Below are 19,144 nucleotides of genomic sequence, written 5' to 3' on the forward strand. Positions count from 1 at the left end.
GCCATATTCGATGTAAATCTCAAGCGAATAATGAAATTAGTAGACTAAGAACTACTGGTGAATACAGCATTATGAAGACAAAAAGAAGACATTCATCTCCAAAACGCGGGGTGAATGTCTTCTTTTTACACTATTTGCACCGCCTCCGAAGAAAAACGCAAGTTCTTCAGTGGCCTCGGCACCGGTGGGGTCTTTTTTGCGCTTATTTCTTGATTTTTTTAGTAGAGTTATATTGCACAAACTAAATGTAACATCCGGGGAATTGTGTATTTCAAGGAATATTGGATATAAGCGGCCAATCTAGGTTAAGGTCCTCATTAGTGTGATTACACTTGTGGGAAGCTGATTGTTGTTTTACATGCTGATTTGGTGTAAGACTAGTGTATGAAGTGTGAGATATAGGAGAAGGTGACAATGGCAAATATTAATGATATTGCAAAGCGTGCAGGAGTATCCGTATCAACAGTATCAAGGGTGCTGAATCAACATCCTTATGTATCTGAATCGAAGCGGGCAACTGTTCAGCGTGTGATTGATGAAATGGACTATACGCCAAATCGCTTAGCTGTCGATTTAATTCGTAAGGAAACAAGAAGTATCGGTGTGATCATGCCGTACAACAACAATCAAGCCTTTGATCAACTGCTTCATGGTGTACTTAATCGATCGGTTGAACGTGATTATTCCGTGATGGTGCTCCCTACAAAGTACGATCCGGAAAAAGAGCTTAGCTGCTTAAATATGCTGAGAAATAAACAACTGGATGGAATTATCATTACCTCTCGTTCGAACACTTGGGATGCCATCATGCCATATACCAAGTATGGGACGATCGTCGCGTGCGAGTTTACGGATCATCCTGAGATTGGCTGTGCTTACATGGATCGATATGCATCTTATGTAGACACGTTTCAACTCTTAAAGGATAAAGGGCATTCACGAGTTGCTTTTACGACAGCAAGAGGAGAAGAGAGTAATAGTACACAGCTGACAATAAAAGCGTATCAGTATATATTTGGTAATCTGCCGCCAGCATACCATATTACGGATTGCTACAGCATTGATGACGGGATAAGAGCAGCACAACAACTACTTAATATGGATCTTAGACCAACCGCTGTTTATGCGAACGGCGATGAGGTTGCAACAGGTGTTTATCAGTATGCAAGGAGCATACAACTGGGGGTGCCAGAGGATCTGGCGATCATTGGCCAAGAGAACCAGCCTGTTGGAATTGGGTTACACCTGTCTACGGTTGATCATCAATTGGTGAAAGTCGGTGAACAAGCCTTTGATCTTACAATTGAGAAATCAAAGGATAAGGTAGAGATTCCTTACCAAATCATTGTACGTCAATCGATATAATTAGGAGCTCATCTCTAATAGTGCCGATGCAGGAGGTTATTCTCGGATCCTGTTTGGAGGACAAAAACATATATGGATATGAAGTCGCGGAAATCGCGACTTTTCTGTTAACAATGTAAGTTCTAAAACAAGGACATAGTCCCAATGAAAGTCGCTAATTTAGCGTTTTTTTGTTTTATCGGTACAAGTTCGTGCCCCGATTCAAGGACAAGAACTTGTACGGATTGCCGTAAAGGAGAACTAAACTTAAAGTTTACTGTTCCTTGGCATAATTCAACCCTAAGTGATGAGCTTGGTTAAGCAGCATCTCATAATGCTTGGGATTGGAATCCAAAGTCTCGTATAAAAATTCTACCTTGGAATTGGATACACCGCAATAATCTGCAATTCCCACATTGAGCAGATTCGTCATCATTTCATCATAGTTACGCTTTTTCATCTGTTCTTTCGAAACGCCCGCCAAACCAATCCACAAAACATGCTGATGATGAAGCTGGTTCGAACCGTACGCAAACCCATTGTTCCATACACGGTCAATATAACCTTTTAGCATGGCTGGCAAATGCCACCACCAAATTGGAAAAATAAATGCCAAGGCATCATGCTCCTTCATTCGCCTTATTTCCGCTTCTACCTCAGGGGAAAAGGACTGTTCCTCAGCTGACCAATCAGGTTCATCTACGTCTTTTAAAACAGGGTCAAAGCCAATCTCGTGTAAATCCAATATCTCATAGTCGTGGCCAGCCTCGGCAAGACCTTTTACGAAACGATCGGCAACCTCAAAGGTCAAGGAATCCTTTCTTGGGTGCGAAACAACGCTTAATACTCTCATACTTGTATCTTCACTACCTTTCTCAACAGCTAAACTCGTAGCCACGATCAATGGCTGATGCTATTATAAACAGTAATAAAATACTCTGGAAGTACGCACTTTCAAGTTCTATAGGATGATAGAGGTGCCATAGAAACATGGAAGTGCCCTAGAAAGATGCCCTAGAAACTTACCTGAATAACGGACTGAAATGAAAGAATCTTATGTTCCTAGCAAAAATACAGCCTTTTAACGGAGGAATAAGAGATGACTGAAAAGAGTAAAAATAACGTTCAAAAGAAGTATAAAGTTGGAGTGGAGGCGGCATTAGAAGTAATGGGGGGGAAATGGAAGCCCTTAATCATCTATCATTTGATGACTGGCCGGAAACGGACGTCTGAGCTTCGACGGTTAATACCCGACATTACTCAAAAAATGCTGACCACTCAACTAAGAGGCCTGGAAAAGGATGAGATTGTTGCAAGAAAGGTTTATAAAGAGATCCCACCTAAAGTGGAGTATGAGTTAACGGCCTACGGGTGGGGATTAAAGCCCGCGCTAGACTATTTATGCTATTGGGGAGAGGATCACCTGGAAAGGGTTTATGGTGACAAATCCAAGGTTTTGGAAGAGTTTTAAGGCTGTACATAGTAAATTTATACACTTAAAAGAATGGGTATTTGGGATTGCCAATGAGCTAACCTACCCGTGCGACCAATGGCTACGACCTCAGCCGCATAAACAGTGAAATCGAGAAAAATTTTGAAAGCAGTGGTGAAAAAATAACATTGTTCTGACCCCATAGAGTGGGATCAATCAAAACACCTTCAAGGGAATGCTTCAATAGAGACAACCTTGGAGGTGTTTTTACATTTACAACAAGAGTGAGCTAATCGTTGAGCAGACCAAATTATTCGGTATTAGCTAGATGACTTTAGTCAATTTGATGTCCATCCAATGTACCCAATTCTTACCGTCGTTTGACAGCTCCCAACTTCCTGTTAAGGTGTTGCTATCTTCACTAAACATTCCTGTGAATCGCTCCGATTTGCCCAAAATTGCCCAGGCACGGTCGATTAGGTTCGCTTGGTATGCACTGAAACCGGCCGGGGATTGTTTTACTGTACAAAATAACGCAACCTTCTGTGGGCGCAGCGACAACCACAAACAAAGAAAGGGAATGGAATAAAACGGTTATGTCTTTCGTAATTTATATATTGAACATATTGAATGAAATGTGGTGATTCGGATGAGCTCTACGGAAAGAATACCTTTGTATCAGAGGGTTCAAGAGTATATACGCGACTTGATAACGTCGAAAGTACTGAAGGTTGGAGACCGTATACCTACGGAAAAGGAACTCATGGAGCGTTTCGGAGTAAGCAAGATTACTGTCGTTAATGCCCTTGCCGGTTTGGTTAACGAAAGAATCATAACCAGGGTGCCTGGAAAGGGGACTTTTGTAAGCGAGCCTGAATATGAAATGCCGACGACATCTCCTAAGATTGCCTTAAAGCCTATCCATAAAACTAGCGGAGAAATGGGAACGCGGTTGATAGGCCTAATTCTGCCCAGCATTTATGACTATTTTACGATTAGACTTATACAAGGTATCCAGCAAGCGCTAAATGAAAGCGATTACCGTTGCGTTATTTATTTATCAGAGGGCAACCTGGATAAGGAAAAAGAGGCTATTAAGACATGTAGTAAAATCGGAGTGGAAGGGCTACTGATTTTCCCGGTTGACGAGGAATTATTCAACGAGGAAATCTTAAGCATGAAATTTGCGGGGTTTCCGTTCGTTCTCATCGACCGTTACCTTCCTGGGGTGGAAACTCATTATATAGCATCAGACGGAAGACTTGGCGTTAACATGGCTGTAAATTACTTGTGGGAGCTGGGGCATCGTGAAATTGCCATATGCTCCGATTCGCCCATACAAACCGTCACCGTTCAAGAGCGGATCGATGGATATATGAATGCCTTCAAGGAAAAGGGATCACTCATAAACCCTGCCCACATCGTGACCGGTTTCGAAATCGGAAGTCTTGAGCAAGCTGAAACACATCCACTGTACCGCTATATCCAAAATCGAATGGCTACGGCCTATATTACGCTGAATGGAAGTCTTGGAGTGAAAATCTATCAGATTGCGCGTCAAGCTGGATTGAAGGTGCCTGAGGACATTTCCATTATCAGTTTTGACGATCCGACTTCAATCATTGAAGGATACAGCACGTTCACACATGTTAAACAGTTTGAACGGGACATGGGCTACCGCGCGGCTTACACGCTGGTTGAGGTCATTAACAGTGATGACGGGCAACAAGGAAAATACTTTAAAACCCTAGTGGAGCCGGAATTGGTAATTGGCGAGACGACGGGAAAAAACGTTTTCTCCATTTCTTGATATCAACACCCGCTTCCCCCTATATATGAAACCTATTAACGAGTCCGGCGCGCTTTCTATTCAAATCTGACAATGGAAGCGACGGTTCCCCGGACTCTTCTACTACGTCGGATGCAACTTCCTCTCATGAAATCCTCCCATAATAAGTCCCAAATCCGTAAAGAAATCCAGCAGAATCTCTCAAACCATTCACAGGTTGCTTTATTTCAGTAACATTTTTATCAAACAATTTCATAAGTATATATTGAATATAATGTATTCTTGCCAAGAAATAAAAACACCTGAATATGGGCGACAGCCATCAAGCCTGCCCCGAACCACGCATCGTGCGCCCAGGGAGCAGTGTGCACGATGTACAAAATAAAATTATGGAATGATTCCTACACCATATTGAATATATTTAAACTAAATGAATGAAACCGCTTGCAAATAAGGAGGGGAGACAGCCGCTATCTACCGTTGAAAATCGAAAACCATTGGCATTAGCACTGTTCCCAAGCTATCGGGAATGGATTCGTAAAAATCCGATATGACGAAGATGTAGGAGGTGTACGGGGAATGGTACCAAAGGGTGTGGTTATCCACGGATTTGAGCAATTAAAGAAGAACAAGAAACTGAGTAGAATATGGTATTTCAGGCATATATATTTATTTTTGCTTCCTGCTATCATCTGGTTTCTGGTTTTTGCTTACTATCCGATGTACGGCATTTTAATAGCGTTCAAAGATTACAAATTCAATCTGGGAATACTGGGGAGTCCGTGGGCAGGCTTTAAATATTTCGAACAGTTTTTAAACGATTCCAGTTTTTACGATGTACTCCGAAATACGTTATCCATTAGTGCCCTTAAACTTTTTTTCGGATTTCCAGCTCCATTGATCCTAGCCTTAATGCTCAATGCCGTCATGCACAAAAAATTCAAAAGAGTGTTTCAAACGATTTCCTATCTACCGCACTTCGTTTCGTGGGTCGTTGTCGTTACCTTACTTCAAAAAATCCTGTCTCCGAACGTTGGGCTTATCAATGACATTCGGTACCAAATGGGCTTGGATCCGATCTTTTTTATGGGAAAGCCGGAATTATTCTATCCATTGGTCATCATTTCCGACATTTGGAAGGGTGTAGGCTGGGGTTCGATCATTTATTTAGCCGCGTTAACGAATATCGATCCGCACTTGTATGAAGCTGCGGAAATCGACGGGGCAGGACGATGGAGCAAACTGTTTAAGATCACGCTTCCATGCCTTACTCCAACGATCGGCATATTGCTTATATTCTCCCTCAGCGGAATACTGAACGCGGGTTTTGACCAAATCTGGCTGATGCAGTCCCCGGCAACATTAAGCGTTTCGGAGATATTGGACACCTATGTCTTAAAAACAGGTCTCCAACAGGGGCAATTAGCATATTCCACGGCCATTGGTTTATTCAAATCTGCGATTTCGCTGCTGCTCATTGTTGCTGTCAATAATATATCCAGACGTGTGAGTAACGTATCGTTATGGTAATAAGCTGGCACTCAAGATGAGGAGGTGTGTGTATGGATGCGAGAAGGCTGACGCCAGCAGATAAGATATATATGACGCTTAACTATTCGGTGCTGCTTTTATTCTGCGCTACGGCACTCTATCCATTTATCTATTTTCTAGCCCTTTCTTTCAATGACGGCTACGATGCGATGAAAGGTGGAATCTATTTTTTTCCTAGAGTGTTTACATTAGAAAACTATGCTAAAGCTTTTAGCAACTCATTGATCTTAAATTCGTTTTATATTTCCATTACCCGAACCCTTGTGGTAACGGTTGCCTCCGTATTTTTGACGGCCTTATTAGCCTACGCACTTTCGAGGAAGGGTTTGCCTGGAAGAAAATATATTGTATTCTTCTTTTTCTTTACCACTTTGTTCAGCGGAGGACTTATTCCGACTTTTATCCTGTTCCGGCAATTACACATCCTGGATACGTTTTGGGTGTTGGTGCTGCCGTCCCTATATAGTTTTTTCAATGCGATTATCATGAAAACCTTCTTCGACGGGATTCCTGAAGGTCTGTCGGAATCGGCTCGAATCGACGGAGCAAGTGAGTTGTCGGTATTTGCGAGAATCATACTGCCTCTTTCGATGCCGGTGCTTGCTACCATTGCCTTGTTTGTCGGGGTGGGCGTGTGGAATGACTGGTTTACCGGACAATTTTTCATACAGAGTGAAAAACTGCAGCCTGCAGCTACGTTCCTTAACAAGATGATCAGCGAAGCTTCTTTCCAGTCGATGACGTCGTCTTCGGGAAATAGCGGATCCGCAATTCAAAACATGACCGAGACTCAAATGGAGCTGCGAGGAGTAACTCCGGAAGCCTTGAGGATGACTTTCGTCATTATTATAACGACCCCGATCATCTGTGTGTATCCATTTCTTCAGAAATATTTTGTGAAAGGTGTACTGGTAGGTTCTCTTAAGGAGTAGTTGGTATGAAGGGCAATGCCTTTTATATAAAAACTTCCAATGGAAGGGGATTGTAGTATGAGGAGGAACAGGCATAGGAGTATTCTTGGCATGACACTAATCGCTTTACTGCTTTTCGTGACAATGACGGCATGCACGGGAACAGGCAAAGAAGAGGGAGCAGGCACGGTTGACACGGGACCGAATGAGTCAGGTACTGAAGAAATGAAGCCGGTAACCTTGACTTTCCTGAGTGCTTGGAACGGTGGCGGTGCCGGTTTCCCGCAGGATCAGAAAAATAATCCCGTAGCTGAAAAAATTAGGGAAAAAACCGGGGTAACGTTAAACCTGGAATCCATCACAACAAGCGAAGCAGAAAAATTAAACACCATATTTGCTTCCGGTACGGTTCCGGATATTGTTAATGCACCTTTCTGGTCTACTACAGGAGGAGAAGGACAAGTCATCAAGAAGGCGGCCATGGAAGGACAGCTTCTGGATTTAACCCCTTATCTCGATAAATACCCGAATATTAAACGACTTGTGACTACCGGGATTGCGAAGGATTTTGCCGAGTTCGATCTCAATAGTCCCGAATTTGAAGGCAAGACTTATCTCATTCCTACGGAAACCCCGGACGGAACCCCCGAGAGTATTCATAATTGGAATTACGGCCTTTTTGCCAGGGGTGATATCCTGAAAGCTTTAAATGTAAAAGCGGAGGATATTGATACGCAAGAAGAACTATATGATCTATTGGTCAAGATAAGAGATGGCGGTTTCAAGGATATAGGCGGGAAGCCAGTCATCCCGGCCGGAACCATGTGGAATGGATGGGATTACGGCCAATTCCTTGCCGGGTGGACGGATTACACCATTTCGGACTTCCGTGAAGTGGATGGAAAACTGATCCACTGGACGCAATCCAAGGATCATGAAGCTAGGTTGTTATACATGAGAAGGTTATTAACGGAAGGTTTGTTTGATCTTGAAGCCTTCAACAATACGAGTACAACAGCGAATGAAAAGCTTACTACGGGCAAGCTTGCCATATTCGGAGCCCAACCGATGTTAGCTGATTTACAAAAAACACTTTATAAGACGAATCCGGAAATGCAATATGAACTACTCGGACCGATGAAGAATAAGAGTGGAGACATTCGAACGCAAGTTGAAAAACCCGGCCGTTCCGGTTTCCCTGTCCTTTTCTTAAGCGCTAACATCAAAGATCCCGATGCGGCATTGCGGTACATTGATTATGTCAACAGCGAAGAAGGCCGATTGCTTGCCTATTTTGGGAACGAAGGAACGCACTACACCTTGGAAAACGGGATCCCCCAATGGATTCCTGATGTGAAAAAACAATTCGATGAAAACCCGGATCTGAAAAGAGACGCAGGGCTCAATTATCTTCCAGGAAGGTTCATCGGCGCATTCTCCAATGAGGTCACTTGGCCTACGCCCGAGGATCAAAAAACGGAGTGGCAAAAGCTGGAGGAGAGTTTCTCAGCAAAAATGCCTATCAAAATCATAGACAAAGTAAGCGCCAGCTACCTTGCAAGAGAGTGGCCCAAATATCAGGAATTTATAAGTAAAACCAGCAGTTTGAATTTCGATGAGGAATTTAAGAAAGCATTTTTTGCGGCGTCAGATGAAGAAGCTCTAAATCTGCTTCATAGTGTTCAAGAAAAATTTAGAGCTGCCGGTGTGGAAGAAATGTCAGAGTTCGTGGCACAAAAAGCTGCAGAACGAGATGATGTAGGGTTCTAGTGAAGGAAGTTTATCCATGATGGGATGGTGTCACAGCCATCCCAAATCACTTTCTAACAGTACTCAAATTCACATGATCTCATTAAACGATTACGGAGGGGAAACGAATGTTGAACGTTGCGATGTTAAGTAAGTGGCATGTGCATGCAGCTGATTACGCCAGAAGGTTACAATCTCACGGAAACGTTAAGATCACGGCAGTTTGGGACGAACAGCCTGAACGCGGAAGCGAATGGGCTGCCCAATTGGGAACGGATTTTGAAGCGGATTTGGACACGCTGCTAGAGCGGGAAGACGTCGATGGCGTCGTGGTTGATGCCCCTACAAGCATGCACGCAGATGTAATGGTAGCAGCTGCTGAGGCCGGCAAACACATCTTTACCGAGAAAGCCATGGCTCTTACCGTAGCAGAATGCGATCGGATTTCTGCAGCAGTACGCAAAGCAGGCGTCAAGTTCTGCATTTCATTTCCCGCTCGCACAAGGCCGCACCAATTGTTCGCTAAGCAGCTAGTAGATGACCATGTATTAGGAGACATCACGCTTTTGCGCATTCGTAACGGCCACGACGGTGCATTGAATAATTGGCTCCCGGATTACTGGTATGATGAGAAGCAAACAGGGGGCGGAGCCATGATGGATTTGGGCTGTCATCCGATGTACATCGCAAGTTGGCTGCTCGGTAAGCCCAAAAGAATCACATCCATGTTTCATTATTTCACCCATCGGGCAGTAGAAGATAACGCGCAGTGCTCCATTGAGTTCGTAAACAACGCGGTCGCACTGGTCGAAACAAGCCTGGTTACGTACAAAACCCCTTCTGCTCTTGAGATTTACGGTACGGAGGGCACCTTGATCATCTCAGATGATACCGTTAGAGTCAGCTCCAAGAAGCTCGATTACCCTTTTTCCGGATGGATTTCACCCAATCAACTACCTAAAGAGCAGCCGCTTCCGATCATCCAATGGGCAGATGCATTGCTTCATGACAAGCCAATGCCCTTCGGACTGGAAGAGGGGACGAAATTGACAGAGCTATTAGAAGCGGCATACATCGCTCATAAGGAAAACCGAACAGTAGAGTTCAAATAACGCGGGGGAGGGGATACCATGAGAACCGTAAAAGTAGGGATCATCGGTTGCGGAATGATTGCGAACGGCAAACATATGCTGTGTTTGTCCAAGTTAGATAACGTACAGATGGTGGCCTTCTGCGACTTGAAGCCGGAAAGAGCCGAGGAAGCCGCCAAAAAATACGGAACGCAAGGCGCAAAGGTGTTTACAAATTACAAGGATCTGCTTGCCATGGAAGATATTGAGGTCGTACATGTGCTAACACCGAACAGCTCCCACGCGACGATTTCAATTGATGCTCTTGAATGCGGCAAGCATGTCATGTGCGAAAAGCCAATGGCCGTCACAGGTGCGGAGGCCAAAGCGATGTACGAAGCCCACTTGCGAACAGGCAAGAAACTAACCGTCGGGTACCAGAATCGTTCCAACGCCAAAAGCCAACTGTTAAAAAAGATGATCGCCGACGGGGAACTTGGAGATATCTATTTTGCAAAAGCTGTCGCTACCCGAAGACGAGGCGTACCTACATGGGGCGTGTTTCTGGATAAAGAGAAACAGGGGGGCGGTCCTATGATCGATATTGGAACCCACTCCCTTGATCTGGTCCTATGGTTGATGGATAACTATGAACCGGAAAGTGTCGTCGGCAGTGTCTTCCATAAACTGAAGCACACGGAAAATGCCGCGAACGAATGGGGGGCCTGGGATCCCAACGAATTCGAGGTAGAAGATTCGGCGTTCGGGTATGTGAAATTTAAAAATGGAGCTACGGTTATCATTGAAACCAGCTGGGCCCTTAACATTGCGGAAGGTAGCGGCAACCTGCTGTGCGGAACGAAGGGAGGAGCAGATTTTGCTAAAAATGAATTGCGGATCAATGGCGAGAGGGACGGGAGCTTGTTCCTGAATAAAATTGAGGTGAATCCGAATGCAAGAGAACTTTTCAGGGGAGAAGAAATGACCGATTTCGAGTATGAAGCCAAACAATGGATTCACAGTATCGTGAACGATACCGAACCCTTGGTTAAACCGAGGGAAGCTATGATTGTTTCACTAATATTAGAAGCTGTGTATATATCCGCAGATACAGGCAAAACCGTTTATTTTGATTAGGAATAAGGACGTGAAATAAAGAGTGCTTTTTCGTAGTCATTTCCCCTCATGGTAGACAGTGAAAAAAAGTCCATTGTATCATGGATTTAACACTGTTCGACCAGAGGGGATTATTCTGTTTCCGAAGTATTACGATTCTACATATTTGATTTTTTTCGTTTTATTCCTTGGAAAATCAGCATAAACGCCATTAAGAAAAATAAAATATTGACTGAACTTAAAGGCTGATTTCCTAAAAAGCCCTTGATTATAAGATAAGATTGGATAACCAAGATAATGGATGCATATAGAAAATACATATTAGACTTGTCTTTAAATTTCCGCCCAAGTAACTTAATTATCATGGTAAATGCAATGGCATATATGGTGATTATCCCAACAAGGATTAGAGCTAAGATCGATATATTCATAAAATCAGCCCCTTCATTTGTAATGATATACATTTTACCACATAAAAACAAATCTTGTGTCCGACGACAAGAATATATAGGCATTGAAAGTCGCTAATTTAGCGGCTTTTGTTTTGCCGGTTAGACGATATCTAATCATTTTCCAATCGCGATTTCATTAAGGCAACTGGCAGGAAGAGGTAATTAATGAATATATCTATAGTCAACCTTTCATCGTTGTCTTCTTTTGAAATATGATGTTTATGTATTACGTTAAAGGACGGTGATTTTATGTTAGTGGTGAATCCAAGCATTACATTAATTACAGGGATCGACATAAAAATGGCGACAAGCAAATCAGATACTGTATAACGGACAAATCGACAGGGGTGTTTATCGGTAGTCACAGCCTCTGAAAAACTACTTATATCCATTGGGTTTTCACTTGATGGAGTATTACGCGGTTGGGTAAATTTGAACGGCGAACAACAGCCGCAAAAATGTTTCACTTTGTTAAAAAACGATTGGAGGACTTCATAATGAGCGAAATAACAGCCGAAACTTTGACACCGATCATAAGTAAAATGCTCGGTACACCAATAATCTCCACCGATTTCCAAACCAAACCATTACATGGCGGTACAGTGGGTGATGTACAGCTTGTAACGGGCAATGCCAAAACCACTGGCGGCGGGACGTTGCCCTATAAAATCGTTTTAAAAACACAGAAGAAGTGGGAACGCTACAGCGATCCCGATTCATGGCGTAGGGAATATGATTTTTATAAATCCAATTTCGGCGCTCTGTTTTCTGAATCATTCCGTTGGCCTGAATGTTATCATGCCGAGATGAACGAAGAAGAAAGCGAAACGCAGATATGGATGGAATATATCGACGGCATATCGGGTTTAGACTTGACCAGCGATATGTATGAACGCGCAGCTGAGGAATTAGGACGGTTCCAAGGCAAGTTATATGCCGAACAGCCAGCTGTTTTACAGCACTTGACCAACCTGAGTAAAGTGGATTGTATGAAGAACTTCTATCTTCATTATCGGTCATGGAATAGAGTGTACGATTATATACGCTCCGACGATTGCGAAATCCCGAAACACCTATGTAAAATGCTCATCGACATTGATGAAAACGCAGACGAAATATTCAACCGTATTGAAAAGCTGCCCATCGTGCTGTGCCACAGGGATTTTTGGGTGGCAAACATATTCTATTCAGACGGTAAAACCATACTCATGGACTGGGATACCACCGGGTGGGGCTATTTAGGTGAAGATATGGCAAGTCTTATCGCGGACGAAGCCGATATTGAAAACATGGTTGAATACTACCATCGATGTATCCCGGCGTATTACAAGGGCTTTTCGGAATATGCGGATATTTCTCACATAACGGATAACTGCGTTTATGAGTTGATTCTACTTATGTTCGGATACAGGCTTGTAGAGTGGTATATGGACGCAGGATCGGCAAACAAACTCCAAGAAACGGATGATGAAAGAACGCTGCACATTCATACCCTGCAAAAAATCTTTGAGATAAGGAATGAACAATGACAATTGGAGGTATCATGAATCTAATAAACTACGGCTTTCTACCGCAAAATTATTCAACAGACACAGAGGGGACTTATGCAAGAGTTACTGCTGTGCATAAAGGGAGCTACAGCCTTGTTACCGAGTATGGCGAATGCTCCGCAAAACTAAAATCGAGTGTTTATTTCAACAACTGCACGGAGGAATTCCCCACTACTGGTGATTTTGTAGAAATTCAATACAACACAGAGGGTGAAAGCCTTATATTAAAAACGTTAAAACGCAAATCCAAATTTGCGAGAAATGACTTATCCGGTCATGGGTCTGAATATGTCAAAACCATTAAAGAGCAGACGGTTGCTGCCAATTTTGACTATGTATTCATCATGCAATCCCTTAACCACGATTTGAATCTAAAGCGATTAGAACGCTATTTAACTCTATCATGGCAGTCGGGCGCAGTGCCTGTCGTGGTGCTGACGAAAGCAGATTTAATAGAAGACTACTCTTCACAACTTGCTTCAGTCAAACAGATTGCTATTGGCGTGGACGTTCACGCTATCAGTGCAAAAACGGGCTATGGCATTGACGGACTTGCAGACTATCTTAAAAAAGGAAAGACCGTTGTTTTTCTCGGATCGTCGGGTGCGGGAAAATCCAGCCTTGTCAATGCTTTGGCAGGCAAGAAGGTGATGTCTGTCAAAGAAATTCGAGAAGATGATAGCAAAGGAAGACACACCACCACGCATCGTCAGTTGATTAGATTGGACAGCGGGGTGATGATTATTGATACCCCTGGTATGCGTGAGCTTGGAATGTGGAATGTGTCTGAGGGCTTGAGAGAGAGTTTTTCTGATGTAAAGCGGTTTTTAGGACGATGCAAATTTTCAGATTGTAAGCACCAAAGCGAGCCTGGTTGTGCAATAAAAATGGCGATTGAGAACGGAAACCTTGCCTATGAACGGTGGGAAAGCTATCTAACTCTTAAAAAGGAAGCTGCGTTTGTTGATGATAAAGCTACTTATTTACGCAGTAAAGACCATCAGCAAGTAACTATGAAAGTATGGGAAAGGCAGAAGAGTAAGGAGGCTCGTCCTACTAACGATAAACATTAATTTTTCTCATAAGCAAATCGAACCAAGCGATAAAAAAGAGAGGGCCATCCCACAAAAGGATGGCCCTAAAATCTTTCCGGAAGTTTATACATCAAACTGGGTACGGTATCGACCTCGTGCAAACTCAATGCCTCCCATTACCAGTCCAATGAGCCAAGGGATCAAATAGTACATCAAACGAAATAATACAAGAACCGCAGCGTTTGTTTCAGGAGGGTATCCTAGGGCCTGAAGACCAAGCAGGGTAATGAGATCAAAACCGCCAATGCCGCCAGGTGTCATACTGACAAGACCAGTCGCTACGGCGACGGTGTAAATGCCTAATGCCGTTCGAAGAGGAAAATCCGGAAGTAGAGTCGCCGCAATCGCCCAGAAGGCAACGCCTGCTAATAGCCACTCCACGACAGAGACACCTACAGCTGCAACGATTATGGACAGATTCATCTGGGGCAGATTGCGGTTCAGCCATTTGCTATAGAAGGGAGTCCGCTGAAAGAGCAGGTACCCCGGCAGATAAAGCGCGATCGCCCAGACAGCATACAAGGTCCAACGATGAGATTGAATCACCGCATCGATCGGAAACAGCCCGGTCAAATCCCCCCAAGCCAGCAGCGAAACTCCCGTAATTGTAATAGTAGCCAGAAAGGCAATACAAGCTGTTATGGTTGGTATCGAAACTCCTCGCCCTCGGTATAGGAAGGTACGAAGCGCGGCACCAACGATCCCGGCAAATCCTAAAACATTGTTTGATGTATTAGCAATCCATGCATAGCGGAAAGTTGCCCAAATCCCGAGAGAAAGCTTGAAATGGCGCCGAAGCAAAAACTCATAGCCGCTAACCGATGCGACTGCGACAAGGGATAGAGACAATAGCAGGAAAATTCGTGTAGGGTCGAGATGCCTAAGGATATCCAGCGTGGCAGCCCAGTCAATACGGCGCAGCTCGGCCTGTCCCGCCCAAACAATCATTCCGAGGATGATCATCGGAATCAAGATCTGCACAATTTTTAGGCGATATAATGTAGAAATGAGTTTTAACTTCCCCAATCGTGCAAACAGCTCTTTCATCTTTGCCATATCCATTCTTCCCCTTACGTTTATCGTGTATCTAGTATGCCCATAAGGACTCTCATTTAAAATCCGAAGCTAAGTATCAATTATCAATTCATACTTTTCTTTTAAAGCAAATGGGATACACCGAAACTTAACTAAGGTCATCACGCTATATGAATAGCCGCTTTCAAGCAGCGTTTTTCTGGTTTTTAAATTTGCTGATACGATTCCCCAAAACAGTATCATTTTTTGACATAATTTAAAGTTATTATTTACCCATCAAGCGAAATGACAAATCATTGAAAACTCTAAGAAAAGGAAGGGATTGAATATGGCAACTTATACGCTAGAGGAAAAAGACAGTTTTATCGTTTTAGGAATTGGAACGGGACTCGTTTTTGTAATTAATAGAAATTATAGTTATGAGGAGGGAAACAAATGAGTAAAATGATCGGTGTGGAAACGACCATGAAAGTAAATACCCAGCCCCAGGGAAAAATGGTTGCTTATTGGTCAGTCACATTACTACTTGCAGCAGCTATTATGTTAAGTGGTATCGGCCAACTGATGCAATTTGGAGGCAACCTCGATTTAGTGACGAATCTGGGCTACCCATTATATATATTGACCATTCTCGGGATATGGAAAGTGCTTGGAGCCGTCTCTCTCGTCGTGCCAGGTCTACCTCGACTTAAAGAATGGGTTCACGCTGGTATCTTCTTTTTGATGACGGGTGCGGCATTATCTCATGCATTTGCTAACGATTATGGTGATTACGGTTTTAATCTTATCCTTCCGCTTTCATATGCTGCACTAAATATCTTTTCGTGGGCTCTACGACCAGCAAAGAGCCGCTTACACTAAAATACAATTGCAACATTTTGAAATCACGATGTTACCACATCGTTGAATCAGTGGTCATGCCAGCCCTCCGGTAGAAAACCGGGGGGCTCTTTTTTGATTCCAAAAAAAAAGCAGGCAGCTAGGCTCTCTATTCTTATCTTGACGTAAATAGGGCTGGCGCTGCGTGCGTCGGTCCTTTATGGAAAGCCAGGCGAGGCTAACGTAAGCGCCGGTGGTCCTACTAGGCATTTAGTTGCATTTTGACGCCTGATGTCAAATGTTGCTTTTTAAACAGATACATTTTGGGTAACTGATTCAAAGTGGTCTTTATATTATTGTATCCACTATATTCACAATTGGAGGGATCATGTTGCCAGGACTGAAATTGGGAAAGAGCAGCAAGCCGGCCCGGTCTGAACAACCGGATGAATCCCGGCGGAAATTTTTGAAAGCCTCAGGTATGACGCTGGGCGGTCTGATCGTCGGCAGCGTGTTCGGGGGTGTCCTGACGGACAATCTTGAGAAAAATCACTCCCCCGCGCCGGCCAGCAGCAAGCAGGAAGCTTCGTTACAGGATGCGCTAATGTTCTTTAATCAGGAGCAGTTTAAAATGACCGAAGCGGCGGTCGAACGGATTTATCCCGAAGATGAGAACGGTCCTGGAGCCAAGGCGCTGGGCGTAGCCTTTTTTATTGATCATCAGCTTGCAGGCCCTTGGGGATATAATGCGCGGGACTATATGATGGGTCCTTTCGTCCAAGCCCAGGCAACGCAGGGAGAACAGTCGCGCCTGAAACGCAATGAAATGTTCACGCTGGGCCTGGAGGGGCTTAAGAGCTACTGCCAGCAAAAGTATAAAAAGGTTTTTACGGAACTTGAGGCCCAGCAACAGGATGAAGTGCTGACCGCCATGGAAAAAGGGAACAAATTTCCCATGCGTGGGGTGACGAGCAGCAGTTTCTTCAAGATGCTGAGAAATTTGACGATCGAAGGGGTCTACGCGGATCCGCTCTATGGCGGCAACCGGAATATGAACGGATGGAAGATGCGGAATTTTCCGGGCAACCAGATGAGTTATACCCAGCAGATTACGAAGGAAGGGCTGGTCCAGATCCAGCCGAAAAGCCTGCAGGCTCACATGAGCGAATAAATTTCACAGATATAAGGGGACATCAGACGTGGCCAAATTACCTAAAGTACCAGTGGTTATTGTTGGAATGGGCTGGGTCGGCGGCATTATTGCGGCCGAACTGACCAAAGCGGGCATCCAGGTAGTCGGACTGGAGCGCGGAAAGAGCCGGAGCACAGAGGATTATTTCATGGATCATGACGAGCTCCGGTACGCGCGGCGTTTTGAACTGATGCAGGATCTATCCAAGGAAACGATCTCCTTTCGCAATTCGGAGTCAATGAGGGCGCTGCCGATGCGCAGCTATGGCTCCTTTCTGCTAGGGGAGGGGCTCGGCGGCGCCGGATCGCACTGGAACGGGCAGACGCACCGTTTCCTGCCGTATGACTTTGAAATCTACAACCAGACGGTGGAGCGGTATGGAAAAGGCAAAATTCCCGAGGGCATGCAGTTGCAGGACTGGGGAATCACGTATGACGAAATCGAACCGTACTACGACAAGTTTGAGCAGATAGCCGGCATTTCGGGGGAATCGGAAGCCAATCCGATGCTTGGCAAACGGTCCAATCCGTTTCCGACCCCGCCAATGAAGAAAACGCCGATCTTGCAGCGGTTCGAAGAGGCGTCGAAGAAGCTCGGGTACCATCCGTACATGATCCCTTCGGCAAACCTGAGCGAGAACTACAAAAATCCCGACGGCGTATCCCGGGCAGCCTGCCAGTATTGCGGATTTTGTGAGCGGTTCGGCTGCGAGTATGGCGCCAAGGCGGATCCTGTCGTTACCGTCATTCCGACGGCGATGGCCACCGGCAAGCTGGAGGTGCGCACCTTCTCGAACGTGACCGAAATTCTCCATGACGGCAAAAAAGCGACCGGCGTGGTGTACATCAACACGGTGACCGGGGAAGAGGTGACCCAGCCGGCGAACGTGGTCATTCTCGGCAGCTTCGTGCTGAACAATGTGCGACTGCTGCTGAATTCCAAGCTCGGGACGCCTTACGACTGGAAGACCGGACGGGGGGCCATTGGCCGGAATTATGCGTATCAGGTCAACTCCGGTCATGCGGTCGGCTTTTACGATGACGAAGAGTTCAGCACGTTCATGGGCGCCGGGGCACTCGGGATGGAGTTCGACGACTTCAACGGGGATAATTTCGACCATTCCGAATTGAAGTTTCTGCACGGGGCAGGAATCCGGATCAGCCAGAACGGCCTACGTCCGATCGAGAACAATCCGGCGCCGCAGGGTACGCCGACCTGGGGCAAGAAGTGGAAGGAGACCACACTAAAGTATGCCAACCGGGTGCTGACCGTGGCGACGCAAGGCGCCAGCCTGCCCTGGAAGCACCATTATCTGGACCTGGATCCGACCTATAGGGACATATACGGCAAACCGCTGCTGCGGATTACGTTTGATTTCGAAGATCAGGACCGAGAGCTGACGAAGTTTCTGGCAGACAAGGCGGGCGAGGTCATGAAGGAAATGGGGCCTTCCCATGTGGAGATCAAGGACAAGCTGGACCCGTATAATATCGTTCCTTACCAGTCCACCCACAATACCGGCGGCGTCATTATGGGTGCGGACCCGGAAACGTCGGCGGTGAACAGTTACCTGCAGATGTGGGAAGCGGAAAATGTGTTTGTGGTGGGTGCTTCGGCATTCCCACATAACAGTGGATACAATCCGACCGATACCGTCGGCGCGCTCGCCTACAGGGCAGCGGAAGGGATCCAGAAATATTTGAAACAGGGAGGCATGCTTGTCTGAACGGGCAAGTCCTTCCATGCTCATGCGATTAACAATGCTACTTCATGAGACTTCATGGAAAGGGAGGGATCGGTCATGCTTTCGACGATTGGAATACCGGGACTGCTGCTGTTGCTGCTGCTCGCCCTGCTGCTGTTCGGACCGTCCAAGCTGCCTCAGCTTGGCAGGGCGGTGGGAATGACGCTTCACGAATTCCGCAGCTCCGCTCGTCATCTGACGGAAGACGACGAAGAGAAGCAGGACGCGGGGCGCCGCCAGGAAGATCACTAAGAATAGTTTGTTTGCTTCGAAGACGGCAACTTAATTATTTCATC

The 19,144-nt window shown here is 45.2% G+C and carries 16 protein-coding genes; 14 read left to right on the forward strand and 2 right to left on the reverse strand.

Annotation, left to right across the window (positions count from 1 at the left end; genetic code table 11):
- Window positions 1–414: 414 nt before the first annotated feature.
- Window positions 415–1,365 carry a LacI family DNA-binding transcriptional regulator gene (locus J7E85_RS09710; protein WP_215157265.1) on the forward strand — a complete coding sequence of 317 codons (951 nt, stop codon included), beginning with the start codon at window positions 415–417 and terminating at the stop codon, window positions 1,363–1,365.
- 253 nt (window positions 1,366–1,618) lie between these two features.
- On the opposite strand, the gene J7E85_RS09715 is transcribed toward J7E85_RS09710, so the two are convergent.
- On the reverse strand, window positions 1,619–2,197 hold the full coding sequence (locus J7E85_RS09715; RefSeq protein WP_215157333.1) for an NAD(P)H oxidoreductase: 579 nt from the start codon (window positions 2,195–2,197) through the stop codon (window positions 1,619–1,621).
- A gap of 246 nt (window positions 2,198–2,443) precedes the next feature.
- Here J7E85_RS09715 and J7E85_RS09720 point away from each other — a divergent pair, with 246 nt between their 5' ends.
- The 9 genes from J7E85_RS09720 to rsgA all read left to right on the forward strand — a co-directional run bounded on the left by J7E85_RS09720 (window position 2,444) and on the right by rsgA (window position 14,037).
- Entirely contained in the window at window positions 2,444–2,815 is a 372-nt protein-coding gene (locus J7E85_RS09720; protein ID WP_215157267.1) for a winged helix-turn-helix transcriptional regulator, read from the forward strand.
- A 610-nt stretch (window positions 2,816–3,425) separates the two neighbouring features.
- Complete coding sequence (locus J7E85_RS09725; protein WP_215157269.1) at window positions 3,426–4,586, forward strand: GntR family transcriptional regulator; 1,161 nt, start codon at window positions 3,426–3,428, stop codon at window positions 4,584–4,586.
- Between the two features lie 558 nt (window positions 4,587–5,144).
- A complete protein-coding gene (locus J7E85_RS09730) occupies window positions 5,145–6,095 on the forward strand; it encodes an ABC transporter permease (protein ID WP_098745220.1) in 951 nt (316 codons plus the stop codon).
- Between the two features lie 32 nt (window positions 6,096–6,127).
- Window positions 6,128–7,048 (forward strand): carbohydrate ABC transporter permease, encoded by a 921-nt coding sequence (locus tag J7E85_RS09735; protein ID WP_215157271.1) that lies wholly within the window; start codon window positions 6,128–6,130, stop codon window positions 7,046–7,048.
- Window positions 7,049–7,138: 90 nt separating this feature from the next.
- Window positions 7,139–8,797, forward strand: a complete 1,659-nt coding sequence (locus J7E85_RS09740) for an extracellular solute-binding protein (RefSeq protein WP_215157273.1) — start codon at window positions 7,139–7,141, stop codon at window positions 8,795–8,797.
- A gap of 107 nt (window positions 8,798–8,904) precedes the next feature.
- Window positions 8,905–9,888 carry a Gfo/Idh/MocA family protein gene (locus tag J7E85_RS09745; RefSeq protein ID WP_215157275.1) on the forward strand — a complete coding sequence of 328 codons (984 nt, stop codon included), beginning with the start codon at window positions 8,905–8,907 and terminating at the stop codon, window positions 9,886–9,888.
- 18 nt (window positions 9,889–9,906) lie between these two features.
- Complete coding sequence (locus tag J7E85_RS09750; protein ID WP_215157277.1) at window positions 9,907–10,983, forward strand: Gfo/Idh/MocA family protein; 1,077 nt, start codon at window positions 9,907–9,909, stop codon at window positions 10,981–10,983.
- A gap of 928 nt (window positions 10,984–11,911) precedes the next feature.
- Window positions 11,912–12,943 carry an aminoglycoside phosphotransferase family protein gene (locus J7E85_RS09755; RefSeq protein WP_215157279.1) on the forward strand — a complete coding sequence of 344 codons (1,032 nt, stop codon included), beginning with the start codon at window positions 11,912–11,914 and terminating at the stop codon, window positions 12,941–12,943.
- Between the two features lie 14 nt (window positions 12,944–12,957).
- Window positions 12,958–14,037 (forward strand): ribosome small subunit-dependent GTPase A, encoded by a 1,080-nt coding sequence (gene rsgA / locus J7E85_RS09760; protein WP_215157281.1) that lies wholly within the window; start codon window positions 12,958–12,960, stop codon window positions 14,035–14,037.
- 84 nt (window positions 14,038–14,121) lie between these two features.
- Here the strand turns inward: rsgA and J7E85_RS09765 are convergent, their stop codons facing one another.
- On the reverse strand, window positions 14,122–15,114 hold the full coding sequence (locus tag J7E85_RS09765; RefSeq protein WP_215157283.1) for a lysylphosphatidylglycerol synthase domain-containing protein: 993 nt from the start codon (window positions 15,112–15,114) through the stop codon (window positions 14,122–14,124).
- A 414-nt stretch (window positions 15,115–15,528) separates the two neighbouring features.
- Here J7E85_RS09765 and J7E85_RS09770 point away from each other — a divergent pair, with 414 nt between their 5' ends.
- The 4 genes from J7E85_RS09770 (at window position 15,529) to J7E85_RS09785 (ending at window position 19,100) form a co-directional block, all read left to right on the forward strand.
- Window positions 15,529–15,954, forward strand: a complete 426-nt coding sequence (locus J7E85_RS09770; protein ID WP_215157285.1) for a DoxX family protein — start codon at window positions 15,529–15,531, stop codon at window positions 15,952–15,954.
- Between the two features lie 349 nt (window positions 15,955–16,303).
- The gene (locus J7E85_RS09775; protein ID WP_251035612.1) at window positions 16,304–17,083 is read left to right on the forward strand and encodes a gluconate 2-dehydrogenase subunit 3 family protein; all 780 of its coding nucleotides are present in this window, start codon (window positions 16,304–16,306) and stop codon (window positions 17,081–17,083) included.
- A 67-nt stretch (window positions 17,084–17,150) separates the two neighbouring features.
- Window positions 17,151–18,830 carry a GMC family oxidoreductase gene (locus tag J7E85_RS09780; RefSeq protein ID WP_215157335.1) on the forward strand — a complete coding sequence of 560 codons (1,680 nt, stop codon included), beginning with the start codon at window positions 17,151–17,153 and terminating at the stop codon, window positions 18,828–18,830.
- A 75-nt stretch (window positions 18,831–18,905) separates the two neighbouring features.
- Window positions 18,906–19,100 (forward strand): twin-arginine translocase TatA/TatE family subunit, encoded by a 195-nt coding sequence (locus J7E85_RS09785; protein ID WP_215157289.1) that lies wholly within the window; start codon window positions 18,906–18,908, stop codon window positions 19,098–19,100.
- The last annotated feature ends 44 nt before the right edge of the window (window positions 19,101–19,144 follow it).

This window comes from Paenibacillus sp. ISL-20, assembly GCF_018613005.1.
In the GTDB taxonomy this organism is placed as follows: domain Bacteria; phylum Bacillota; class Bacilli; order Paenibacillales; family Paenibacillaceae; genus Paenibacillus_AQ.

Coding starts and splice junctions, on each gene's coding strand:
- J7E85_RS09780 (WP_215157335.1), top strand. CDS start 17,151: ATGGGCTGGGTCGGCGGCATTATTGCGGCCGAACTGACCAAAGCGGGC.
- J7E85_RS09720 (WP_215157267.1), top strand. CDS start 2,444: ATGACTGAAAAGAGTAAAAATAACGTTCAAAAGAAGTATAAAGTTGGA.
- J7E85_RS09785 (WP_215157289.1), top strand. CDS start 18,906: ATGCTTTCGACGATTGGAATACCGGGACTGCTGCTGTTGCTGCTGCTC.
- J7E85_RS09730 (WP_098745220.1), top strand. CDS start 5,145: ATGGTACCAAAGGGTGTGGTTATCCACGGATTTGAGCAATTAAAGAAG.
- J7E85_RS09745 (WP_215157275.1), top strand. CDS start 8,905: ATGTTGAACGTTGCGATGTTAAGTAAGTGGCATGTGCATGCAGCTGAT.
- J7E85_RS09770 (WP_215157285.1), top strand. CDS start 15,529: ATGAGTAAAATGATCGGTGTGGAAACGACCATGAAAGTAAATACCCAG.
- J7E85_RS09725 (WP_215157269.1), top strand. CDS start 3,426: ATGAGCTCTACGGAAAGAATACCTTTGTATCAGAGGGTTCAAGAGTAT.
- J7E85_RS09710 (WP_215157265.1), top strand. CDS start 415: ATGGCAAATATTAATGATATTGCAAAGCGTGCAGGAGTATCCGTATCA.
- rsgA (WP_215157281.1), top strand. CDS start 12,958: ATGAATCTAATAAACTACGGCTTTCTACCGCAAAATTATTCAACAGAC.
- J7E85_RS09755 (WP_215157279.1), top strand. CDS start 11,912: ATGAGCGAAATAACAGCCGAAACTTTGACACCGATCATAAGTAAAATG.
- J7E85_RS09715 (WP_215157333.1), bottom strand. CDS start 2,197: ATGAGAGTATTAAGCGTTGTTTCGCACCCAAGAAAGGATTCCTTGACC.
- J7E85_RS09750 (WP_215157277.1), top strand. CDS start 9,907: ATGAGAACCGTAAAAGTAGGGATCATCGGTTGCGGAATGATTGCGAAC.
- J7E85_RS09765 (WP_215157283.1), bottom strand. CDS start 15,114: ATGGCAAAGATGAAAGAGCTGTTTGCACGATTGGGGAAGTTAAAACTC.
- J7E85_RS09740 (WP_215157273.1), top strand. CDS start 7,139: ATGACACTAATCGCTTTACTGCTTTTCGTGACAATGACGGCATGCACG.
- J7E85_RS09735 (WP_215157271.1), top strand. CDS start 6,128: ATGGATGCGAGAAGGCTGACGCCAGCAGATAAGATATATATGACGCTT.